The organism is Planomonospora parontospora, assembly GCA_014647935.1.
GTDB classification, from domain to species: domain Bacteria; phylum Actinomycetota; class Actinomycetes; order Streptosporangiales; family Streptosporangiaceae; genus Planomonospora; species Planomonospora parontospora.
Genome location: BMQD01000001.1, coordinates 648,750 through 666,039 on the forward strand (window position 1 = coordinate 648,750; position 17,290 = coordinate 666,039).

A 17,290-nucleotide genomic window follows, 5' to 3' on the forward strand; every position below is an offset into this window, starting at 1 on the left:
GCGCGTCATGCAACGTCTGACCGGTTTGTTGATCGGCGCGGTTTTCGGCGCGGTCTTCGTGTTCGTGAACTCGCACCCGCCCCTCGATCCGACGATCGCCCTCGTCCTCCGGGTCGCCGCCTCCGCCGCCCTGGGGGGCGTCGTCCTCCTGTGGTTCACCGCCGTGCGGCGGGCCAGGACGACCGGCGTCGAACCGGTCGTCGCCGGAGGCCAGGCCGGCGGGAAGATGTTCGGCCTCGGCTTCGCGGTCATCGCCGTGGCCGAGGTCGTCATGCTGTTCGGCGGCATCGCGGTGCTGCGCGCCCTGGACCGCCCGGTGGAGACCAACGTCGCCTGGATCGCCCTCGTCGTCGGCCTGCACTTCGTCGCCCTCGGGCCGGTCTGGAAGAACCGCACCATCATGCTGCCCGGGCTCGTCCTCACCGTGCTCGGCGCCGTCGGGCTCGCCATGACCTTCACCTCGGCCGTGGAGTGGGTGCCCCTCGTCAGCGGGGTGCTGTCCGGCGTGACGCTGCTGGCCGGCTGCACGGCCTCCTCCTGGTCGGCCCTGTCCGTGCGGACGGGCGCCGCCTGAGCCCTCCGCCCCGCATCCCGGTCCACCGCTCCGGCAGCTCCCGCCGGGCCGGGCTCGGGCGCGGCGGGCCGCGCCGTCCGTCACACCGTGAGGAACTCCCCGGGCAGCGGGTCTCCCGTGACCCGGGCACGGATCATCGCGGTGAACAGCTCGGGCTTCTCCCCGTTCCATCCGTGGCCCACTCCGGGCACCAGCCGTGTCTCGCCCGCGGGGAACGCGGCGGCGATTCCGGTCAGTGAACGCTTGATGAGGTCGTGCTCGTTGCCGCCGGCCACGGCCAGGACCGGACACGGGGAGTCCCCGGCCTCGGCCGGGACCCGGAAGTCCAGGGCCTCCTCGGAGACCCGGCGGAACGCCTGCCGGGTCATGGCCCGCGCGGCCTCCCGGTAGCCGTCGAAGTCCTCGGCGGGGATGTTGAGGCTGCGGGCGTTGGCGCGCAGCATCGGCCCCCATTTCATGAGCGGTGTCATCAGCACGCCCATGATCTTCATCGTGCCCCGGTTGGGGAAGGGCAGGATGTTCACCCCGCTGACCGTCAGGGTCGCCACCGGCTCGGGGTGCGCGGCCGCCAGGTGCAGGCCGACGTATCCGCCCAGCGAGAGCCCGATGACATGGGCCCGCCGCTCGGGCGCGTGCGCGGCGATCATCTCGGAGACGAGAGCGGCGGTGTCGGCGATCGACACCCACGGGTGGTCGTTGCTCCGGCCATGACCGGGCAGATCGGGGACGAGGACGAGGAAATCCGCGGCCAGGTCGGCGATCTGTCTCGTCCACATCCAGCCGCTGGTGCCGGCGCCGTGCAGGAGCACCACTGCCGGCGCGTCGGCTCGTCCAGACTTCTGTACGAAAATCCCCATGATCGCGATTTTGGCACAGAACGCCCCGGGTCGGGCCGAGGGATTTCCTGTTTCGAGGGACGCGGGCGGAAGGCCTGCCGTACCCTCCCGGCGTGGACGATCCGCGGGCAGGCCATCCCTCCGACCGGCGTGAAGAGGCCCGGCTGGAGTTCCGGGAGGCCGGGCGCGAGCTCCGCTGGGCCATGGGCCGGTACGGCGACGCCCGGCAGGCGATCGACTCCGGGGGCGTGTCCATCGGCGAGCTGTTCCGGGCGAGGCAGGCCTGGGCCTGGGCCCTGATGGAATGGGTGCGCACGCTGACCTCCCGGGAGGAGGTCCTGGACGGGGTGCGGAGCGGTCCCGGTGACGGGAGTGAGCGCCCGGACGCCGGTGCCGGGCGCTTCCCGCCGCCCGCCACCCTCGAGGCGGCGCGCCGCCAGGTCGAGGTGCTCTCCGGGCAGTACGAACGGGTCCGCCACAGGGCCTCTCCCGACGAGGTGGCCCTGGCGCGGAGCCTCTGGGCGCGGGCGCTGGCGTCCTGGGCCCGGATGCTGATCGCGGCGGAGGAGGCCGCGGACGGCGTACGGCTCGACCGGCTCGAGGCAGGAGACCAGGTGGGCGCCGCCCTGTCCGGCGAGGACCCGCCCGGCCGGACGGAGCGGTCGGCGCGGCAGCGCGAGGTCGTCACCGCGAGCCGGGAACGGGCCCGGGCCGCCAACCTCGCGGCGAGAGGCTATCTGCCCGGGGAGGACATCCCCCCGGCCGCGGGCGGCGCCGGCGGGCGCGGCTCCCCCGCGACGGAGGCGCCCGCCCGCCGGATCGCGGCCGGGCCGTCCCGGCGGGCCGGATGAGACGGCGGGCGAGGCGTGGGCCCGGAGGCGCCGCGACGGACCGGGCGCCGGCGGTCAGCCCATGTGCGGGTAGCGGTGGTCGGCCGGGGCGACGAAGGTCTCCTTGATCGTCCGGGCGTTCACCCAGCGGATCAGGTTGAAGATCGAACCGGCCTTGTCGTTGGTGCCGGAGGAGCGGGCGCCGCCGAAGGGCTGCTGGCCGACGACGGCGCCGGTGGGCTTGTCGTTGACGTAGAAGTTGCCCGCCGCGAAGCGCAGCCGCTCCGAGGCGGCGGTGATCGCATAGCGGTCCCGGGCGATGACCGAGCCGGTCAGCGCGTACGGCGAGGCGCTCTCCATCTGGTCCAGCACCGTGTCGAAGTCGGCGTCGTCGTAGACGTGCACGCCGAGGATCGGCCCGAAGTACTCCTTGCTGAAGATCTCGTCGGTCGGGTCGGAGGAGACCAGGATCGTCGGCCTGACGAAGTAGCCGACCGAGTCGTCGTAGGAGCCGGTGAGCACGTCGATCGAGTCCAGCGAGCGCGCCCGGTCGATCGCGGCCCTGTGCTTGGCGAACGCCCGGGAGTCGATGACCGCTCCCATGAACGTCGACAGGTCGGCGGCCACGTCGCCGACCGTCAGCGACTCGGCCGTGGCGACGAGCTCGTCGCGGATCGCGGTCCAGACCGAGCGCGGCACGTAGGCGCGGGAGGCGGCCGAGCACTTCTGGCCCTGGTACTCGAAGGCGCCGCGGACCAGCGCGGTGGTCAGCACGGCCGGGTCGGCCGAGGGGTGGGCCAGCACGAAGTCCTTGCCGCCGGTCTCGCCGACCAGGCGCGGGTAGCTCCGGTAGGAGGCGATGTTCGCGCCGACCGTGGACCACAGGTGCTGGAAGGTCGCGGTGGAGCCGGTGAAGTGGATGCCGGCCAGCTCCGGGTGGGTCAGCGCGGCCTCCGAGACCGCCGAGCCGTGGCCGGTCACCATGTTGATCACGCCCGGCGGCAGGCCGGCCTCCTCCAGCAGCCGCATCGTGAAGTGCGCGGCGAACTGCTGGGTGGGGGAGGGCTTCCAGACCACGACGTTGCCCATCAGGGCGGCCGAGGCGGGCAGGTTGCCGGCGATGGCGGTGAAGTTGAACGGGGTGATCGCCAGGACGAAGCCCTCCAGCGGGCGGTACTCCATCCGGTTCCACACGCCCGGCGAGGAGGCCGGCTGCTCGGTGTGGAGCTGCCGGGCGTAGGCCACGTTGAACCGGAGGAAGTCGATCAGCTCGCAGGCCGCGTCGATCTCCGCCTGCTGGACGGACTTGGACTGGCCGAGGATCGTGGCGCCGTTCAGCGTCCGCCGCCACGGGCCCGCGAGCAGTTCGGCGGCGCGCAGGAAGATCGCGGCCCGCTCGTCGAAGGGCAGCGCCCGCCAGGCCGGGGCCGCCGCCAGCGCGGCGTCGATCGCCGCCCGCACGTCACCGGCGGTGGCGTCGGCGGTACGGCCGAGCACGGCGGCGTGGTTGTGCGGCTGCACCACGTCGACGGGGGCGCCGCCGGCCATCCGCTGCTCGCCGCCGATCGTCATGGTCAGGTCGAGCTGGGAGCCGGCCAGCTCCTTGATGCGGCCGGTGAGCGCCTCCCGCTCGGGGCTGCCGGGCGCGTAGCCGTACACCGGCTCGTTGGCGGGGACGGGAACGTTGGAGATGGCGTCCATTGCTACTTGCCTCCCAGGGCGCGGAGAAAGAAGGCGACGTTGGCCGGGCGCTCGGCGAGGCGGCGCATGAAGTAGCCGTACCAGTCGTCGCCGTAGGGGATGTAGACGCGGACGGTGTGCCCGGCGCCGGCGAGGGCCTGCTGCTTGTCGGTGCGGATGCCGTAGAGCATCTGGTACTCGTAGTCCCCCCGGGACCGGCCGAAGCGGTCGGCGAGAAGCTCGGTGATCGAGATCAGCCGGTCGTCGTGCGTGGCCACCATGGGATACCCGCCGCCGGCCATGAGGATGCGCAGGCACCGGACGTAGGCCTTGTCGACCTCGGCCTTGTCGCGGTGCACGACCGAGGCGGGCTCGGCGTAGGCGCCCTTGACCAGGCGGACCCGGGAGCCCTCGTGCGACAGGTCGCGGCAGTCGGCCTCGCTGCGGAACAGGTAGGCCTGGAGCGCCACGCCGGTGCGGGGGAAGTCGCCGCGCAGCGCGCGCAGGACGCCGAGCGTGGAGTCGACCGTGGTGTGGTCCTCCATGTCGAGGGTGACGTCCGCCCCCGCGGCGTGGGCCGCCTCGCAGATGCGCCGGGCGTTCTCCAGGGCGATCTTGTCGCCGTCGGCGCCGAGCGCCTGGCCGACCGCGGAGAGCTTCACCGACACCTCGGCGCGGTCGCCGAGGTCCAGCTCGCGCAGCGCGCCGAGCAGGACGGTGTAGGCCTGCGCCGTACCCGCGGCGGCCCCGGCGTCCCGGGTCTCCTCACCCAGATGGTCGATGGTGACGGTGAGGCCCGCGCCGGTCAGGCGGCGGACGGCCTCGACGGCGTCCTGGGGGGTCTCGCCCGCCACGAAGCGGTCGACGACCTTGCGTGTCAGCGGGACGCCGGAGACGGCACGCCGTACGAACGGCACCCGTGACCCGGCGAGGAGCAGTGAACCGAGCATGTTCTCCAGCTTAAAACTCCAGGTCAGAACTATCGAATGTGCATCTGCCACGATCGCGGGAGCAGGGTTTGTACAGATGTACGACAATGGCGGCATGCTCCAGGAGACCGTCGACGAGATCGCCGCCCGCCTCGGCGCCGCCGCCACCCTGGAGGACCGCTCGCTGAAGCTGCTGGCCTACGCCGCGCAGAGCGGCGACATCGACACCGTGCGCCAGGAGTCCATCCTGCGCCGCCGCGCCTCCGACGAGGTCCGGGCCTACTTCGAGGGGTACGGCATCGCCACGGCGCCCGGCCGGGTCCGCATCCCCGCCGACGCCGAGCTCGGCGTGCTGGCCCGGGTCTGCGTCCCGCTCCGGCACGACGGGGTGACCTACGGCTACCTGTGGCTGCTGGACGACGGCACGCTCACCGACGAGCGGCTGGCCTCGGTGGCGGGCCTGGTCGGGCGGGCGGCGGCGGCGCTCGCGCAGGAGGCCCGCCGCCGCCGGGACCTGGGCGCGCACCTGCGGGAGCTGTTCTCGGCCGACGCCGAGGAGCGCGCGCGGGCCCTGCCGCTGCCGGACGCGCTGGGCCTGCGCGGCCCGGTGGCGGCGATCGCCGTGCACGGCCCGGCCGACCGGGTCGCCGCGCTCTGGACGCTCCCGCGCGACGTGCTCGCCGAACCCGGCCTCCCGGCCGCGGACGGACCCCTGGTCGGGCTGCTCGCCCCGGCGGCCCACGCGCGGGAGGTGGCCGGGCGGGTCCAGGCCATGTACGGCACCGCCGCCGGGATCGGCGGCGCGCGCGACGAGCCGGGGGAGGCCTGGCTGAGCTGGCGGGAGGCGGTGGGCGCGCTCCGGGCGGCCGTCCGGGTGCCGGGCCTGGCCCCGGTCGCGGACTGGTCCGGCCTGGGGGCCTACCGGGCGCTGCTCCGCCTGGCCCCGGCCGACCTGCGCGAGCTGGCGGGGGAGACCGCCGCGCTGGCGGCCGACCCCGAACTGGCCAGGACGGTGGAGGGCTACCTCGACCGCGCCGGGCACGTCCAGGAGACCGCCGCCGCGCTCGGCGTGCACCGCCAGACGCTCTACTACCGGCTGGGCAAGGCCGAGCGGCTCACCGGGCGCGACCTCGGGGACGGGGAGGCCCGGCTGCTGGTCCACCTCTCCCTCAAGGCCGCCCGGCTCCTGTAGCCCGCGGAGGACCACTGGTCCCGCCCGGGCCGCACGCCCCGCCCGGGCCGCCGCCGGACGCCGGGCGCCGACGCCCGGACGGCCGGTGCCGGAGGGATCAGCCGCCGAGGCGGCGCAGCAGGTGCGCGCGGGCCGGGGCGTCCCCGGGGCCGCCGCGCTCGGCGAGCCGGTCGGCGATGTGGCGCCGGTGCGCCTCGTCGGCGTTGCCCCCGTACTTGAACTTGCCCTCGACCTTCCGCACGGTCAGGCGCAGCCCCAGGATGCCGGGCAGCCGCCGCGCGTGCTCGGCCGGGTCGGCCAGGGCGCCCTCCGGCTCCAACCGGGCGAGCTGGGCCCGCAGGATGTCGAGCTTGCCTTCGGGATCGGTGACGACCTCGGCGTGGCAGACGAGCTGGACGGCGGCGTAGTAGGTGGTGGGCACGCCGAGACGGGGGTCGTCCTCGCCGGGCAGGACCTTCCACGCGCCGGGCACGTAGGCCCAATCGCCGGCCACGGACAGCAGCACGGCCGGGTTCTCCGCGATCGCCGCCCAGACCGGGTTGGGTCGGGCCAGATGGAGCAGGACCGTGCGGTCGTCGGCGAGCAGGAACTGGGTCGGCACCACGACCGGGACGTCACGGTCCCGGCCGGAGGCGATGAGGTGGCCGAACCCGCTCGACCGGACGAACTCCAGCGCCTCGTCGGGAGCGGCGGCGTCCCACGGATGGATCATCATGCGGTCAAACGTATACCTATCCAGCCGGATGCATCAAAAAGCCCGGTCCGGGAGCGAACCGCGTCCCGGGCCGGGCCGAAGACCGGGCGGAGCCGTCAGGCGGCCGACGGCTGCAGGGTGCGCTCCTCGGCGGGGACGACGTCCCCGTAGACCCGCAGGAGTTCCTGGCTGATCCGCTCCCACGAGTAGCGGGAGCGGACGCGGTCGGCGCCGGCGAAGCCCAGGGCCGTCCGCCGCGTCGGGTCGGCGAGCAGTTCGCGGACGAGCCGGGCGGTCTGCGCGGGACGGTCCGGCGCGACCAGCAGGCCGGTCACCCCGTCCACGACGGAGTCGGTGTGCGCGCCCACCGCGGAGGCGACGACCGGCACGCCGCAGGCCATGGCCTCCAGCGCGACGACGCCCGCCGCGGCCTCGCGGGGCAGTGAGACGACCACGTCGGCGCTGCGCATCAGCTTGGGCACGGCGGCGTGTGCGACCTGCCCGAGCAGGGTGACCCGGTCCTCCACGCCGAGCTCCTTGGCCAGCATCATGGCCCGGTGCGCGTCGGCGTCGTGCTCCAGGTCCGCGGCGGCCGGGCCGCCGGCGACGAGCAGCTCCGCGTCCGGGACGCCCTCCAGGGCCCGGATCGCGGTCAGCACGCCCTTGCCCTCGGAGAGCGGCCCCACGTGCAGCAGACGGGACCGGGTGCCGCGCGGCGCGGCCGGCCCCTGCCGGCGGAACCGCTCGACGTCGATGCCGCAGGGCACCACGGCGATGTTGCGGCGCGGCACGCCCATCCGGATCAGCTCCGACTCCTCGCCCCCGCAGCCGGCGACCACCGCGCCGGCGCGCCGGCTGATCGCCCGCTGCAGCCGTGCCTTCCTGGGGTCGGCGCTCTCGCAGATGAAACCCTGGACGACCGGGATCGACAGGCCGTCCGCACCCGCGATGGCGGCCAGCCCGGCGGTCCAGGAGCAGGCGTGGACGACGTCCGGGCGGTCCTGGCTCCAGCGGCGGGTCAGCTCGGTGCCGAAGCCGGACAGGTGGCGCAGGACGTCGTCCTCGGACAGGTCCTCGGCGGGCCCGACCGCCAGGTGCTCCATGGTGACGCCGTGGGCCACGCGCACGCGGGCCTTGCCCGAATCGGAGGCCCTGCGGGTGTAGACGGTGACCTTGTGCTCCTTGCCGAGCTCCCGGGCGATGGCGAGCATCTGGGTGCGCTGGGCGGAGAGGTCGGACCAGTCCTGGGTGGCGGACAGGGCGTCGGAGAAGACGAATGCAATATTCACGGCACACCTCTGGGAGGAGACAGGCATGGAAAGCCAAGGATTCCTTCAGGGGTGCCTGCGTCTTAGGCACTCATCTGTATGCGAGAAACCATACCCGGATCGCCGTCGATGGCAAACCTCCGTATTCCCGGCACCGCCGGGGTCTCACGAGGACACCGCGGGCGGCGGCTCCCCGCTCCGGCGCCCGCGGGCCGGAAGGCGGCCTCCGCGACGCCGTACCCGCGGGAGGCCTACGCCACACGCAGCGCGAGGACCACGACCTCGTCCCAGACCCGGCCGCCGGAGAACGCGTGCCGGTCCTCCTCGACGGTCTTGACCACGGTCGCGGGCGACTGCGAGACGCACCGGGCCAGCACGTCGGCCAGCCGCATCTCGCCGTACGCCTCGCCCTCGTCGTTGCGCGAGGCCACCAGGCCGTCGGAGTAGAAGACCAGCATCTGGCCGGCGGTCAGCGTGAGCTCCTCGTCGAAGGTCTCCCCGTCGGGGGAGATGCCCAGCGGCACGCCGCCCCCGGCGGTGAAGCGCACCGTGCCGTCGGGCCGCAGCAGCGCGGCGGGATGGTGCCCCGCGCTGGCCAGCCTGATCCGCCGCCCCTTGACGAACCCGGCCAGCGCCATCACGAACATGCCGCTGTGCTGCACGGCCAGCGCCTGGTTGAGCTTGCGCAGCGCCTGGCCCGGATCTGACTCCCAGACGCTGAGCACGCGCAGCCCGTTGCGGACCATGGCGCTGACCGAGGCGGCCTCCTCGCCCTTGCCCGCCGCCCCGCCGAGCGCGAAGCCCCAGCCGTCCGCGACGGGGAAGACGTCGTAGAACTCGGCGCCCACCGGGCTGGACCCCGCGTGGTAGATCGCCGCGGCCTCGAACCCGGGGATGTCGGGGAGGCTGCGCGGCACGACGCTGGTGCGCAGGGCGTCGGCGGCCTGCGACCGGTTCTGGAAGCTGCGCCGGGCCCGCACCGCGAGCCCGAGGTGCACGCCGATCTCCTGCATCACGCCCAGGTCGGCCAGGGAGAACGGCTCGCGGTCGCGCAGCCGTACCAGGGTGAGGGAGCCCGCCGGGCCGTCCTCACCGCCGATCGGCACGCACAGCACGGAGGCCCCGCCCATCACCCGCAGCAGCGGCGGCCCGTCGCCGGCGCCCCCCAGCAGGTTCTCGTCCTCCACCATCTCGTGCACCACGCCGGAACCGCCGGTCAGCACGTGGGCGATGAGCGGCGCCCGCAGGGGGTTCAGCCCTTCGACCAGGCGGACCAGGTCGGTCACCGGCCGGTCGGAGGGACCGAACACGCACGCCCGGCGGGGGTTGCCCTCGCGGACCACGTCGGCGATCACCCAGTCGGCGGTCTCGGCGGCCAGCAGCCGCGAGGCGCGGGTGACGGTCACCGGCTGGCGCAGGCTCTCCTCGTCCAGCAGCAGGCGGGTCATCCGGGACAGCAGCTCCTGGCGGCGGGCGGAGGCCAGGATCAGGGCGGCGTCCGACCGGTCGGCCGGTCCCGGCGGGGCCTCGGAGACCTGCGTCTCCAGCGGCAGGATCACCACCGCGGTCATCGCGTGCGGCTCACCCGGCATCGTCAGCCGCACCAGGGCGAGCTGCACGGTGTGCGCGCGGCCCTGGTGCGCCAGCCTGGTCTGGAACGTCGCGGTCTGGCCGCTCTGCTGCACCGCGGTCAGGTGCGAGCGGAACGCCGCCCGGCGCGAGACGTCGACGAACAGCGGGAACGACCGGCCGATCAGGTAGCCGGCCGGGCTGCCCAGCATCTGCGAGGTCTCCGCGCTGATCCGCCGGACCACCCCCGAGCCGTCCAGCACCGCCACCGGCACCGGGAACGTCTTGAACACCTGGCGCAGCAGCTTGAGCTCCCGCTGCGAGCCGTTCTCCCGCTCGCCGGAGCGCCGCGGGGTCCTGCGCAGCTCGCGCAGGGCGGCGTCCAGCAGGTCGCGGGCGGTGTCCAGCTCGGCGAGCGCGGCGTCGAGTGTGGACCGGGGGTCGGCGGGGTAGCTGGACCTGGCCTCACGCAGGGACAGGACCCTCGCGGTCAGCGCGTCGAGCGCCTGCTCCAGGGCGGGAAGGCCAATGGGTTCGGTCAATGCTCGTCCTCGTCCAGGGCCGGAGTGGGAGGTGTCCCGCTGTAGACGGTACGCCACCCCGCGGGTCTCATCGGTGCACGGTCAGGTAGTGGTTAAGTTATCGAAACTCCGGAAGGGATCTCATCACATGGACATGATGACCCCCGTTCTCGCCCGAGATCTCGCCGCCCTCGGCAGGGTGAGCGAGGAGACCTCCAGCGAGAGCGTGCTGTGCGGGCTGACCGCCACCCTCGCGGGCGGCGTGCCCGGCTGCGCGGGCGGGTCCGCCGAGCTCTGGCGGGAGGAGCGGCTGGTGGTCTCGGCCTCGCACAGCGAGCTCGTCGTGCTCGTCGACAGCGAGAGCGGGCTGGGCCGGGGGCCCTGCGCGGAGGCACGCTCCACCGGCCGCCACGTGGTCGTGCAGGACGTCCTGCGGGAGACCCGCTGGCCCGACTACACGGCGATGGCGGTCCGCTGCGGGGTCCGCTCCGTCCTGGCGATGCCGATCACCGTCGAGCGCGCGGTCCTGGTCCTCGGCCTGTACGGCGTGCGCCCCGGCGTCTTCGCCACCCGGAACGTGACCCCGCTGGCCGAGATGCTGGCCGAGCAGGTGACCGTGGCCCTGGCCAACATGTGGGACTACGACGAGGTCCGGACCGACGCGGCGCAGATGCAGGAGGCGCTGGCCGGGCGCGCCGTCATCGACCAGGCCAAGGGCATCATCATGAAGTCCAGCGGCTGCTCCGCCGAGGAGGCCTTCGACGAGCTGCGCCGGGTCTCCCAGCACCACCAGGTGAAGGTCGCCGACCTGGCCAGGCTCCTGGTCGACGAGCACCAGCGCAGCCGGGGCGGCCGGTCGGTCCGGCCGGACCAGGTGCTCTGAGGACCGCTCCGCTCCGGGAGGCGGCCGGGACGGACTCCCGGAGGCCGGGGCCGGCCGGGGCCGGCCGGCGAACGGGCGGCCCCTGCGGTCAGGACCGCTCGAACGCCGCCAGCGCGTCGTCGAGCGTGTCGTAGAGCGGCAGCCGCTGGGCCAGACCGGTGATCCACATCACCTTGGTCTTGGCGTACTCCACCCCGATGAGGGCGAACCGTCCGCCGGCCTGGGTGCCGACCTGCCACTGGTGCACGATGAGGCCCAGGGCGCGGGAGTCCATGAAGGTGACGCCGCCGAGGTCCAGGACCATGTCGATGCCGTGCTCGGCGGCCTCCGCGGCGAGGTAGTCGGCGAACTGGTCCCTGGTCGTGGCGTCGAGCAGGCCCGTCACCCGGATCACGTTCACTCCGCTCACGGTCGCCGACGCCAGGGCCAGGGCTGATCCATCACCGTTGTTCGACACCGTCACCCAGATCCTCCTCGCGGTTCGCATAGCAACCTTACTGTTACCTGGCGGGGAGTAATACTCCCGGAATCTGGGGAATACTCGAGACGAGGTCCAGCAGAGGGCCTCGCCTCGAAACGTGGTCGAGGCGATGCCGTCTGCCCGGATACTGCTCCGCTGGCTTCGGCGCCGCCCGACAGTCATATCAGGGAGCAGCAATGTCTGTTCAGGCACTCGAACTCAACGACATGACCGCCGAGGACCTTCTGGCGGAGATGGTCTCGCCTGAAATCTCTGAATACCGCGCAGAGCGACTGCGTGAGCGCATCGTCGAGATGCACCGCCCGCTGGCGATGGAGATCGCCCGCCGCTACCGCTACCGGGGCGAGCCCCTCGAGGACCTCCTCCAGGCCGCGTACGTCGGCCTCATGAAGGCCATCAACGGCTTCGACCCGACCCTGGGCCACCCCTTCCGGGGATACGCCGTCGTCACGATGACCGGCGAGGTCAAGCGGCACTTCCGCGACCGCACCTGGGCCATCCGCGTGCCCCGCGTCTACCAGGAGCGGCGGGCGGAGCTGAACCGCCTGGTCTCCGACCTGAGCCAGGAGTTCGGCCGCGCCCCGACCGTCGCCGAGCTCGCCGAGAAGATGAAGATCAGCGAAGAGGACGTGCTGCTCACCCTCGACGCCTCCGCCGCCTACAGCGCGCTCTCCCTCGACGCGCCGCTCGGGGCGGACGACGACACGGCCGCCCTGGGGGACGTCATCCCCGACGAGGACGACGCGCTGTCGGTGCTGGTGGACCGGGAGGCGGTCAAGCCCCTGATCGACAAGCTGCCGCCGCGGGAGAAGAACATCCTGCTGCTGCGCTTCTTCGGGAACCTCACCCAGGCCGAGATCGCGGCGGAGTTCGGCATCTCCCAGATGCACGTCTCCCGGATTCTGCGTAAGGTGCTGGACCAGTTGCGCGCCGAACTTCTCGCCGAAGCCTGAATATGACCCTGGTTGCGGGGCAGCTCAGTCGGCGGGAGCCTAGGTGGCATAGAGTGCGTTCCGATGAGTCCCGGGCACTCACGGTGCTGGTGCCACGGGGCGGGGGAGGCGGTTCACGGGTGAACGAGGACGGTGCTCGTCCGGCTCGCTTTCAGGCGGCCGACGACCGGCTTCGGCCTTCCTTCGAGGGCGCGCCGCCCCTCGGTGAGACGGCTTCGGCGGACGGGTCCCCGTCCGCCGGAGGCGGCCCGGCGCGGATGGCCCGGGCCGAACTCGCCTTCTGCCTGCCGGACCTGCCGCAGGTGCGCGAGTTCGCCACCGTGCACGCCCTGCGCAGCGGGATGGCGGAGGAACGCCTGCCCGACTTCCTGGTGGCGGTGAACGAGGTCGCCACCAACGCCGTCACCCACGGGCACGCCAGCGCCAAGGCGCTGCTGCGGATGTGGGCCGAGGACGGGACCCTCGTCGTGGAGGTCCACGACGAGGGCCGGTGGGTCCCCGAGACGACCCCCGGGACCACCCCTCCCGGTCCCTTCGCCACCAGCGGCATGGGGCTGTGGGTGGCCCGGATGGTCAGCTCCGGCATCGACTTCCGGACCGGCCCGAACGGGACGGCCGTCACGATGTCCTTCACGATCTGAGGCGGCCTTTCCGGGTAGGGGCCGGACATGAGTCACATTCCCCGCATTCTGATCGTCGGTGGCGGCTACGTCGGCATGTACACCGCCCTGCGCCTGCAGCGCAGGCTCCGCCGCGGCGAGGCCCGCGTCACCGTCGTCGACGCCGACTCCTACATGACCTACCAGCCCTTCCTGCCGGAGGCGGCGGCCGGGAACATCGAGCCTCGGCACGTCGTCGTCCCGCTCCGCCGGGTCCTGCACAGGTGCGAGATCGTCAACGGCTGGGCGGTCGGCGTCGACCTGCAGGCCCGGACCCTGGAGGTCCACCCGCACCAGGGGCCGCCGCGCACCCTCCCCTACGACATCCTCGTCTTCGCGCCCGGCTCGGTCTCGCGCCTGCTGCCCATCCCGGGCGTGGCCGAGTGCGGCATCGGCTTCAAGACCGTCGAGGAGGCCATCCACCTGCGCAACCACGTCCTGGCCCAGCTCGACCTGGCGGCCTCCACCGAGGACGAGGAGATCCGCTCCCGGGCGCTGACCTTCGTGTTCGTCGGCGGCGGTTACGCCGGCGTCGAAGCGCTGGCCGAGCTGGAGGACATGGCGCGGGACGCCTGCCGCTACTTCCCGTCCGTCGACCCCGGTGACATGCGCTGGATCCTGGTCGAGGCCACCGGCCGCATCCTGCCCGAGGTCGGCCCCGACATGGGCCGGTGGACGCTGGAGCAGCTCCGCGCGCGCGGCATCGACGTCCGGCTGAACACCCGCGTCGAGTCGGCCGAAGGGGGCCGCGTCGTCCTCGACGACGGCGGGGAGTTCGACTCCGCCACGCTCGTGTGGACCGCCGGGGTCAAGCCCCACCCGCTCGTGCGGGCCAGCGGCCTCCCCCTGGACGACCGGGGCAGGGTCAGGGCCACCGCCGAGCTGACGGTCGAGGGGCATCCCGCCGTCTTCACCGCCGGAGACTGCGCCGCCGTGCCGGACCTGACCAAGCCCGGGGAGACGTGCGCGCCCAACGCCCAGCACGCCGTACGGCAGGCCCGGACGCTGGCGGACAACGTGGTGGCCGTCCTGCGCGGTACGGACCGGAAGGCCTACCGGCACGCCTACGCGGGCTCGGTCGCCAGCCTGGGCCTGCACCGGGGCGTGGCCCAGATCTACGGCCGCAAGCTGCGGGGCTTCCCCGCCTGGTTCATGCACCGGACCTACCACCTGTCACGGGTGCCGACCTTCAACCGGAAGGTGCGGGTGCTGATCGACTGGACGCTCGCCCTGTTCTTCCGCCGGGAGATCACCTCGCTCGGCGCGCTGTCCGATCCCCGCAAGGAGTTCGAGCTCGCGGCCCGCCCGGAGTCCCGCTTCCCGGAGCGGGCGGAGCACCCGTTGCAGGAAGGGCGGCCGGGACCGCGGGCCGCGGAGGAGCGGTCCGGCTCCCCGTCCCCGGCCGAGCGCCGGTGAGAACCGTGAGCACCGCCCTCCCGGACGAGGGAAGCCGCCGGTGAGATCCGCCCGCACGGGAACGGGAGGGGGCGCCGCCCCGCAAGGGCGGCGCCCCCTCCCGTTCCCGTCTTCCGGCCTGTCCTCGTCCCGGCTCCCGCCGGGGCGCGCTCACCTCCTGCGCCGCCAGCCTCCGCCGCGCCAGCCGGCGGTGCCGACGCCGGCCTGGTGCAGGGCGAGCAGCAGGAGTCCGAGCAGGATGAAGGTCGTGCCGGTGATGCCGGCCCCGAGCCTGGCGCCGATCAGATCGAGCAGCAGGCCGAGACCGAACACGATGGCGGCGGCGATCGCGAGCATGGGTCACCTCTTCCGGGACGACATGGGGGACGCGGGCGACGGAGCGGGCGCGCCGCCGGACGCGGTGGACGGGGCCGACAGCTCCAGCAGCTGCTCCAGCACCGACCGGTAGTCGCGCAGGGCCGTACGGAGCAGCTCGGTGTCGGCCTGCTCGGCGTTCTTCCAGCGGCTCCGCAGATCGGAGGCCCGGGCCTCCAGCGCGGAGCGGATCGCGGCCGTCACCTCGTCCAGGAGCGAGTCGGCGCGCTCCACGGCCCTGCGCGGGTCGTCCACGAAGCCCACCTGGACCTCCTGCCAGCGCCGCCGTACGTCCTCGGGATCCTCGTCGAGGAGCGAGAGGCGGGCGGAGGACCGCGGCGCGGAGGGCTCGGGGACGGGGCTGCTCTCGTGGAGCGGGCCGTCGGAGGTCGTCCGGTCTCCGGTCGCGCCGTCCGGGACCGCGGCGTACTCGGCGCCGCTGTGGGCCGGATCCGGGTTCGCGGCGTGCGCGCCGCCGGACGCTGCGGAACCGGCGGCCACGGCGCGGTCGGCGTCGGTGGCGGGCGGCTCGGCGTCCGGCAGGTCACCGGGCCGGCCGGCGGGTGCGTCGTCGTGGGCCGCGCCGGTTCCGGAGGGTCCGTGGGCCGCGCCGGTCCCAGAGGCATGGGCCGTACCGGTTCCGGAGGGCACCGCGTCGGCGCGCGGGGGAGGCACCAGGGGGCCCGTGTCGCTGAGCCCGTCGTCGTGGCGGTTTCCGCGGCCGTCGTCGCGCGGGTGCACCAGACGGTCGGCGATGCGTTCGGAGGTGCGGCGGTCTGAGTCTCGGTCGGGTCGGTCGTTCATACGGTTCACCGTCCTCAGGGGGATTGGGGGGTCTGCGATCCTCAGTGACCCTCAGTCGGTCCGCGTGTCCTCGCGGGCCTGCCCGGAGCCCGCCTCCGCGTGCCGGGGGGAGCGGTCGTGGGAGGGGCGCTCGGGGCGCTCCCCGAGGGAGCCGTTCCGCGGAGAGCCGCTCCGGGGGGCGTTCCGGGGGGAGCCGTCGTCCGCGCCGCGGGACCCCGGGGCCTCCAGCAGCTCCTCGAACAGGGCCCGGTAGTGCACCATGGCCTGCCGGAGCTCCTCGGTGGAGGCCGCCTGGCGAACGGCGCGGCCGCTGATCTCGTGGGCCTTGCGGTAGTGGTCGAGGGTGCGGCCGTGGGCCACCGACAGGTCGGCGATCCGCTGCTCGAAGTCCTCGGTCGGATAGCCCCGGTCGGCCATCACCGAGGTCACCAGCTGGTCGGCCTCGGTGACCGAGAAACCGGGAGCGTCCACGAAGCGCTCCTGGACCTCGGTCCACTTCTTGGCGTAGGCCTGGCGCGCCTCGGGGCTGAGCGGGCGGATGTCCAGGGAGTCGAAACGCTGCTCGCGGGCGAGGAGCTCCTGCTCGGCCTCGCGCCGGTTCTCGCGCTCGCGCACGGTCCGGTCGTACTCGGGGCCGAACCGGTCGCGGAGCCGGTGCCGGCGTCGTTGCCGCAGTACGGCGTAGCCGACTGCGACGATCGCCACCACCGCGACCACGACGGCGGCCACCCAGACGAGGGTATCGGCGGACATGTGGGCCTCCGGTCGGTTGTGTCAGCGGTTGCTTTCGTGCGCTGCCCCGAGGGGCCGCCTCGAAACCGCCGACGAGACCGGGGGATCAGGGCCCGGGGCGACCGTCGGGCAGGGCCCTGCGGGCCTCGGCGAGGACCTTCCCGACGAGCGACTCCCCGGCGGCGGCGGCCGGGACCTCCCGGAATCCGAGCTCCGGGTCGTAGGCGACGTCCAGCCCCGCGGAGACCAGCCGGTCCGCCCAGCGCAGGGCCGTGTTGAGCTTCTCCGGAGGGATCGTGCGGCCCTGTGCGGCCGACGACAGGTTGCGCAGGTTCGTCGCCGGACCGGACTGGGTGTGCGCGCGGTTCAGCTTCCACGGGATCGCGCGGGAGTGGTCGAGCATCGGCTTCGACAGCCCCGCGGCCCGCTTGGCCTGCAGGATGCCGGACTCGCTCACCCCGAACCGCGCGGCCAGCTCCGCGTTCGACAACCCCTGCCCGGCCAGCCGCCGCAGCTCCTCGTGGTCGATCAGCGCCCTGCGCCCCACACGCCCCGCCCTTCAGTCGATCACTTCGCCCGGCGAACGCCTCGGCGTGCACATGTCCACTCGATCTGCGCTAAGGTTATGACGTCCGCCCGAGAGGGGTGGCCCGCAAGGGCCGAACGGACAAACCGGGACGTAGCGCAGCTTGGTAGCGCACTTGACTGGGGGTCAAGGGGTCGCAGGTTCAAATCCTGTCGTCCCGACCACGCTTAGGCTGGTCGGCAAGGGTGTCACCCGCAAGGGAGACACCCTTTCTGCATTCCGGTGACCGTCCCGGTGACCACCGCTCCGTTCATGTGAAGATCGGTTCCGCAGCCTCGGCGTCACCGAGCGGCGCCGGGCGGATCTGCCTGCGGTGGACCGGCTCCGCG

The 17,290-nt window shown here is 73.5% G+C and carries 18 protein-coding genes and 1 tRNA gene; 8 read left to right on the top strand and 11 right to left on the bottom strand.

What is annotated here, in order from left to right:
• The first annotated feature begins 7 nt into the window (after nucleotides 1-7).
• Nucleotides 8-574: a hypothetical protein gene (locus IEZ07_RS02930; protein ID WP_191893315.1), complete on the top strand. Its 567-nt coding sequence runs from the start codon at nucleotides 8-10 to the stop codon at nucleotides 572-574.
• An 80-nt stretch (nucleotides 575-654) separates the two neighbouring features.
• On the opposite strand, the gene IEZ07_RS02935 is transcribed toward IEZ07_RS02930, so the two are convergent.
• Complete coding sequence (locus IEZ07_RS02935) at nucleotides 655-1,431, bottom strand: alpha/beta fold hydrolase (protein ID WP_191893316.1); 777 nt, start codon at nucleotides 1,429-1,431, stop codon at nucleotides 655-657.
• Between the two features lie 92 nt (nucleotides 1,432-1,523).
• Between IEZ07_RS02935 and IEZ07_RS02940 the strand changes: the two genes are divergently transcribed.
• Nucleotides 1,524-2,261, top strand: a complete 738-nt coding sequence (locus IEZ07_RS02940; protein ID WP_191893317.1) for a hypothetical protein — start codon at nucleotides 1,524-1,526, stop codon at nucleotides 2,259-2,261.
• Between the two features lie 54 nt (nucleotides 2,262-2,315).
• Here IEZ07_RS02940 and pruA read toward each other — a convergent pair whose 3' ends face one another.
• Nucleotides 2,316-3,941, bottom strand: coding sequence for an L-glutamate gamma-semialdehyde dehydrogenase (gene pruA / locus IEZ07_RS02945; protein ID WP_191893318.1), 1,626 nt, complete (start codon nucleotides 3,939-3,941; stop codon nucleotides 2,316-2,318).
• Nucleotides 3,942-3,943: 2 nt separating this feature from the next.
• Complete coding sequence (locus tag IEZ07_RS02950; protein WP_191893319.1) at nucleotides 3,944-4,870, bottom strand: proline dehydrogenase family protein; 927 nt, start codon at nucleotides 4,868-4,870, stop codon at nucleotides 3,944-3,946.
• Between the two features lie 76 nt (nucleotides 4,871-4,946).
• On the opposite strand from IEZ07_RS02950, the gene IEZ07_RS02955 reads away from it, so the two are divergent.
• The gene (locus tag IEZ07_RS02955) at nucleotides 4,947-6,041 is read left to right on the top strand and encodes a PucR family transcriptional regulator (protein ID WP_191893320.1); all 1,095 of its coding nucleotides are present in this window, start codon (nucleotides 4,947-4,949) and stop codon (nucleotides 6,039-6,041) included.
• 97 nt (nucleotides 6,042-6,138) lie between these two features.
• Here the strand turns inward: IEZ07_RS02955 and IEZ07_RS02960 are convergent, their stop codons facing one another.
• The 3 genes from IEZ07_RS02960 to IEZ07_RS02970 form a co-directional block, all read right to left on the bottom strand.
• Nucleotides 6,139-6,756, bottom strand: coding sequence for an FMN-binding negative transcriptional regulator (locus tag IEZ07_RS02960; protein WP_068894037.1), 618 nt, complete (start codon nucleotides 6,754-6,756; stop codon nucleotides 6,139-6,141).
• Between the two features lie 95 nt (nucleotides 6,757-6,851).
• Nucleotides 6,852-8,024 (bottom strand): glycosyltransferase, encoded by a 1,173-nt coding sequence (locus IEZ07_RS02965; RefSeq protein WP_239321024.1) that lies wholly within the window; start codon nucleotides 8,022-8,024, stop codon nucleotides 6,852-6,854.
• A gap of 230 nt (nucleotides 8,025-8,254) precedes the next feature.
• Entirely contained in the window at nucleotides 8,255-10,114 is a 1,860-nt protein-coding gene (locus IEZ07_RS02970) for a SpoIIE family protein phosphatase (RefSeq protein ID WP_191893322.1), read from the bottom strand.
• Nucleotides 10,115-10,241: 127 nt separating this feature from the next.
• Here IEZ07_RS02970 and IEZ07_RS02975 point away from each other — a divergent pair, with 127 nt between their 5' ends.
• Nucleotides 10,242-10,976, top strand: a complete 735-nt coding sequence (locus IEZ07_RS02975; protein ID WP_191893323.1) for an ANTAR domain-containing response regulator — start codon at nucleotides 10,242-10,244, stop codon at nucleotides 10,974-10,976.
• A gap of 88 nt (nucleotides 10,977-11,064) precedes the next feature.
• Here IEZ07_RS02975 and IEZ07_RS02980 read toward each other — a convergent pair whose 3' ends face one another.
• The gene (locus tag IEZ07_RS02980) at nucleotides 11,065-11,439 is read right to left on the bottom strand and encodes an anti-sigma factor antagonist (protein ID WP_239321030.1); all 375 of its coding nucleotides are present in this window, start codon (nucleotides 11,437-11,439) and stop codon (nucleotides 11,065-11,067) included.
• Nucleotides 11,440-11,633: 194 nt separating this feature from the next.
• On the opposite strand from IEZ07_RS02980, the gene IEZ07_RS02985 reads away from it, so the two are divergent.
• The 3 genes from IEZ07_RS02985 (at nucleotide 11,634) to IEZ07_RS02995 (ending at nucleotide 14,485) form a co-directional block, all read left to right on the top strand.
• Nucleotides 11,634-12,410 (top strand): SigB/SigF/SigG family RNA polymerase sigma factor, encoded by a 777-nt coding sequence (locus IEZ07_RS02985; protein WP_068894032.1) that lies wholly within the window; start codon nucleotides 11,634-11,636, stop codon nucleotides 12,408-12,410.
• Nucleotides 12,411-12,667: 257 nt separating this feature from the next.
• A complete protein-coding gene (locus tag IEZ07_RS02990; RefSeq protein ID WP_239321033.1) occupies nucleotides 12,668-13,051 on the top strand; it encodes an ATP-binding protein in 384 nt (127 codons plus the stop codon).
• 27 nt (nucleotides 13,052-13,078) lie between these two features.
• The gene (locus IEZ07_RS02995) at nucleotides 13,079-14,485 is read left to right on the top strand and encodes an NAD(P)/FAD-dependent oxidoreductase (protein WP_191893326.1); all 1,407 of its coding nucleotides are present in this window, start codon (nucleotides 13,079-13,081) and stop codon (nucleotides 14,483-14,485) included.
• 150 nt (nucleotides 14,486-14,635) lie between these two features.
• On the opposite strand, the gene IEZ07_RS03000 is transcribed toward IEZ07_RS02995, so the two are convergent.
• The 4 genes from IEZ07_RS03000 to IEZ07_RS03015 all read right to left on the bottom strand — a co-directional run bounded on the left by IEZ07_RS03000 (nucleotide 14,636) and on the right by IEZ07_RS03015 (nucleotide 16,922).
• Nucleotides 14,636-14,821, bottom strand: coding sequence for a hypothetical protein (locus tag IEZ07_RS03000; protein WP_068894029.1), 186 nt, complete (start codon nucleotides 14,819-14,821; stop codon nucleotides 14,636-14,638).
• Nucleotides 14,822-14,824: 3 nt separating this feature from the next.
• Nucleotides 14,825-15,643, bottom strand: a complete 819-nt coding sequence (locus tag IEZ07_RS03005) for a hypothetical protein (RefSeq protein WP_191893327.1) — start codon at nucleotides 15,641-15,643, stop codon at nucleotides 14,825-14,827.
• Between the two features lie 51 nt (nucleotides 15,644-15,694).
• Nucleotides 15,695-16,396: a hypothetical protein gene (locus IEZ07_RS03010; protein WP_239321036.1), complete on the bottom strand. Its 702-nt coding sequence runs from the start codon at nucleotides 16,394-16,396 to the stop codon at nucleotides 15,695-15,697.
• 85 nt (nucleotides 16,397-16,481) lie between these two features.
• A complete protein-coding gene (locus IEZ07_RS03015) occupies nucleotides 16,482-16,922 on the bottom strand; it encodes a hypothetical protein (RefSeq protein WP_191893328.1) in 441 nt (146 codons plus the stop codon).
• Nucleotides 16,923-17,048: 126 nt separating this feature from the next.
• On the opposite strand from IEZ07_RS03015, the gene IEZ07_RS03020 reads away from it, so the two are divergent.
• Nucleotides 17,049-17,125: transfer RNA gene (locus IEZ07_RS03020), tRNA-Pro, on the top strand.
• The last annotated feature ends 165 nt before the right edge of the window (nucleotides 17,126-17,290 follow it).

Excerpts from the sequence above, each read along its gene's own strand:
- IEZ07_RS02930 (WP_191893315.1), top strand. The coding sequence starts at position 8 with ATGCAACGTCTGACCGGTTTGTTGATCGGCGCGGTTTTCGGCGCGGTC.
- IEZ07_RS02935 (WP_191893316.1), bottom strand. The coding sequence starts at position 1,431 with ATGGGGATTTTCGTACAGAAGTCTGGACGAGCCGACGCGCCGGCAGTG.
- pruA (WP_191893318.1), bottom strand. The coding sequence starts at position 3,941 with ATGGACGCCATCTCCAACGTTCCCGTCCCCGCCAACGAGCCGGTGTAC.
- IEZ07_RS02950 (WP_191893319.1), bottom strand. The coding sequence starts at position 4,870 with ATGCTCGGTTCACTGCTCCTCGCCGGGTCACGGGTGCCGTTCGTACGG.
- IEZ07_RS02955 (WP_191893320.1), top strand. The coding sequence starts at position 4,947 with ATGTACGACAATGGCGGCATGCTCCAGGAGACCGTCGACGAGATCGCC.
- IEZ07_RS02960 (WP_068894037.1), bottom strand. The coding sequence starts at position 6,756 with ATGATGATCCATCCGTGGGACGCCGCCGCTCCCGACGAGGCGCTGGAG.
- IEZ07_RS02975 (WP_191893323.1), top strand. The coding sequence starts at position 10,242 with ATGGACATGATGACCCCCGTTCTCGCCCGAGATCTCGCCGCCCTCGGC.
- IEZ07_RS02985 (WP_068894032.1), top strand. The coding sequence starts at position 11,634 with ATGTCTGTTCAGGCACTCGAACTCAACGACATGACCGCCGAGGACCTT.
- IEZ07_RS02990 (WP_239321033.1), top strand. The coding sequence starts at position 12,668 with ATGGCCCGGGCCGAACTCGCCTTCTGCCTGCCGGACCTGCCGCAGGTG.
- IEZ07_RS02995 (WP_191893326.1), top strand. The coding sequence starts at position 13,079 with ATGAGTCACATTCCCCGCATTCTGATCGTCGGTGGCGGCTACGTCGGC.
- IEZ07_RS03000 (WP_068894029.1), bottom strand. The coding sequence starts at position 14,821 with ATGCTCGCGATCGCCGCCGCCATCGTGTTCGGTCTCGGCCTGCTGCTC.
- IEZ07_RS03005 (WP_191893327.1), bottom strand. The coding sequence starts at position 15,643 with ATGAACGACCGACCCGACCGAGACTCAGACCGCCGCACCTCCGAACGC.
- IEZ07_RS03010 (WP_239321036.1), bottom strand. The coding sequence starts at position 16,396 with ATGTCCGCCGATACCCTCGTCTGGGTGGCCGCCGTCGTGGTCGCGGTG.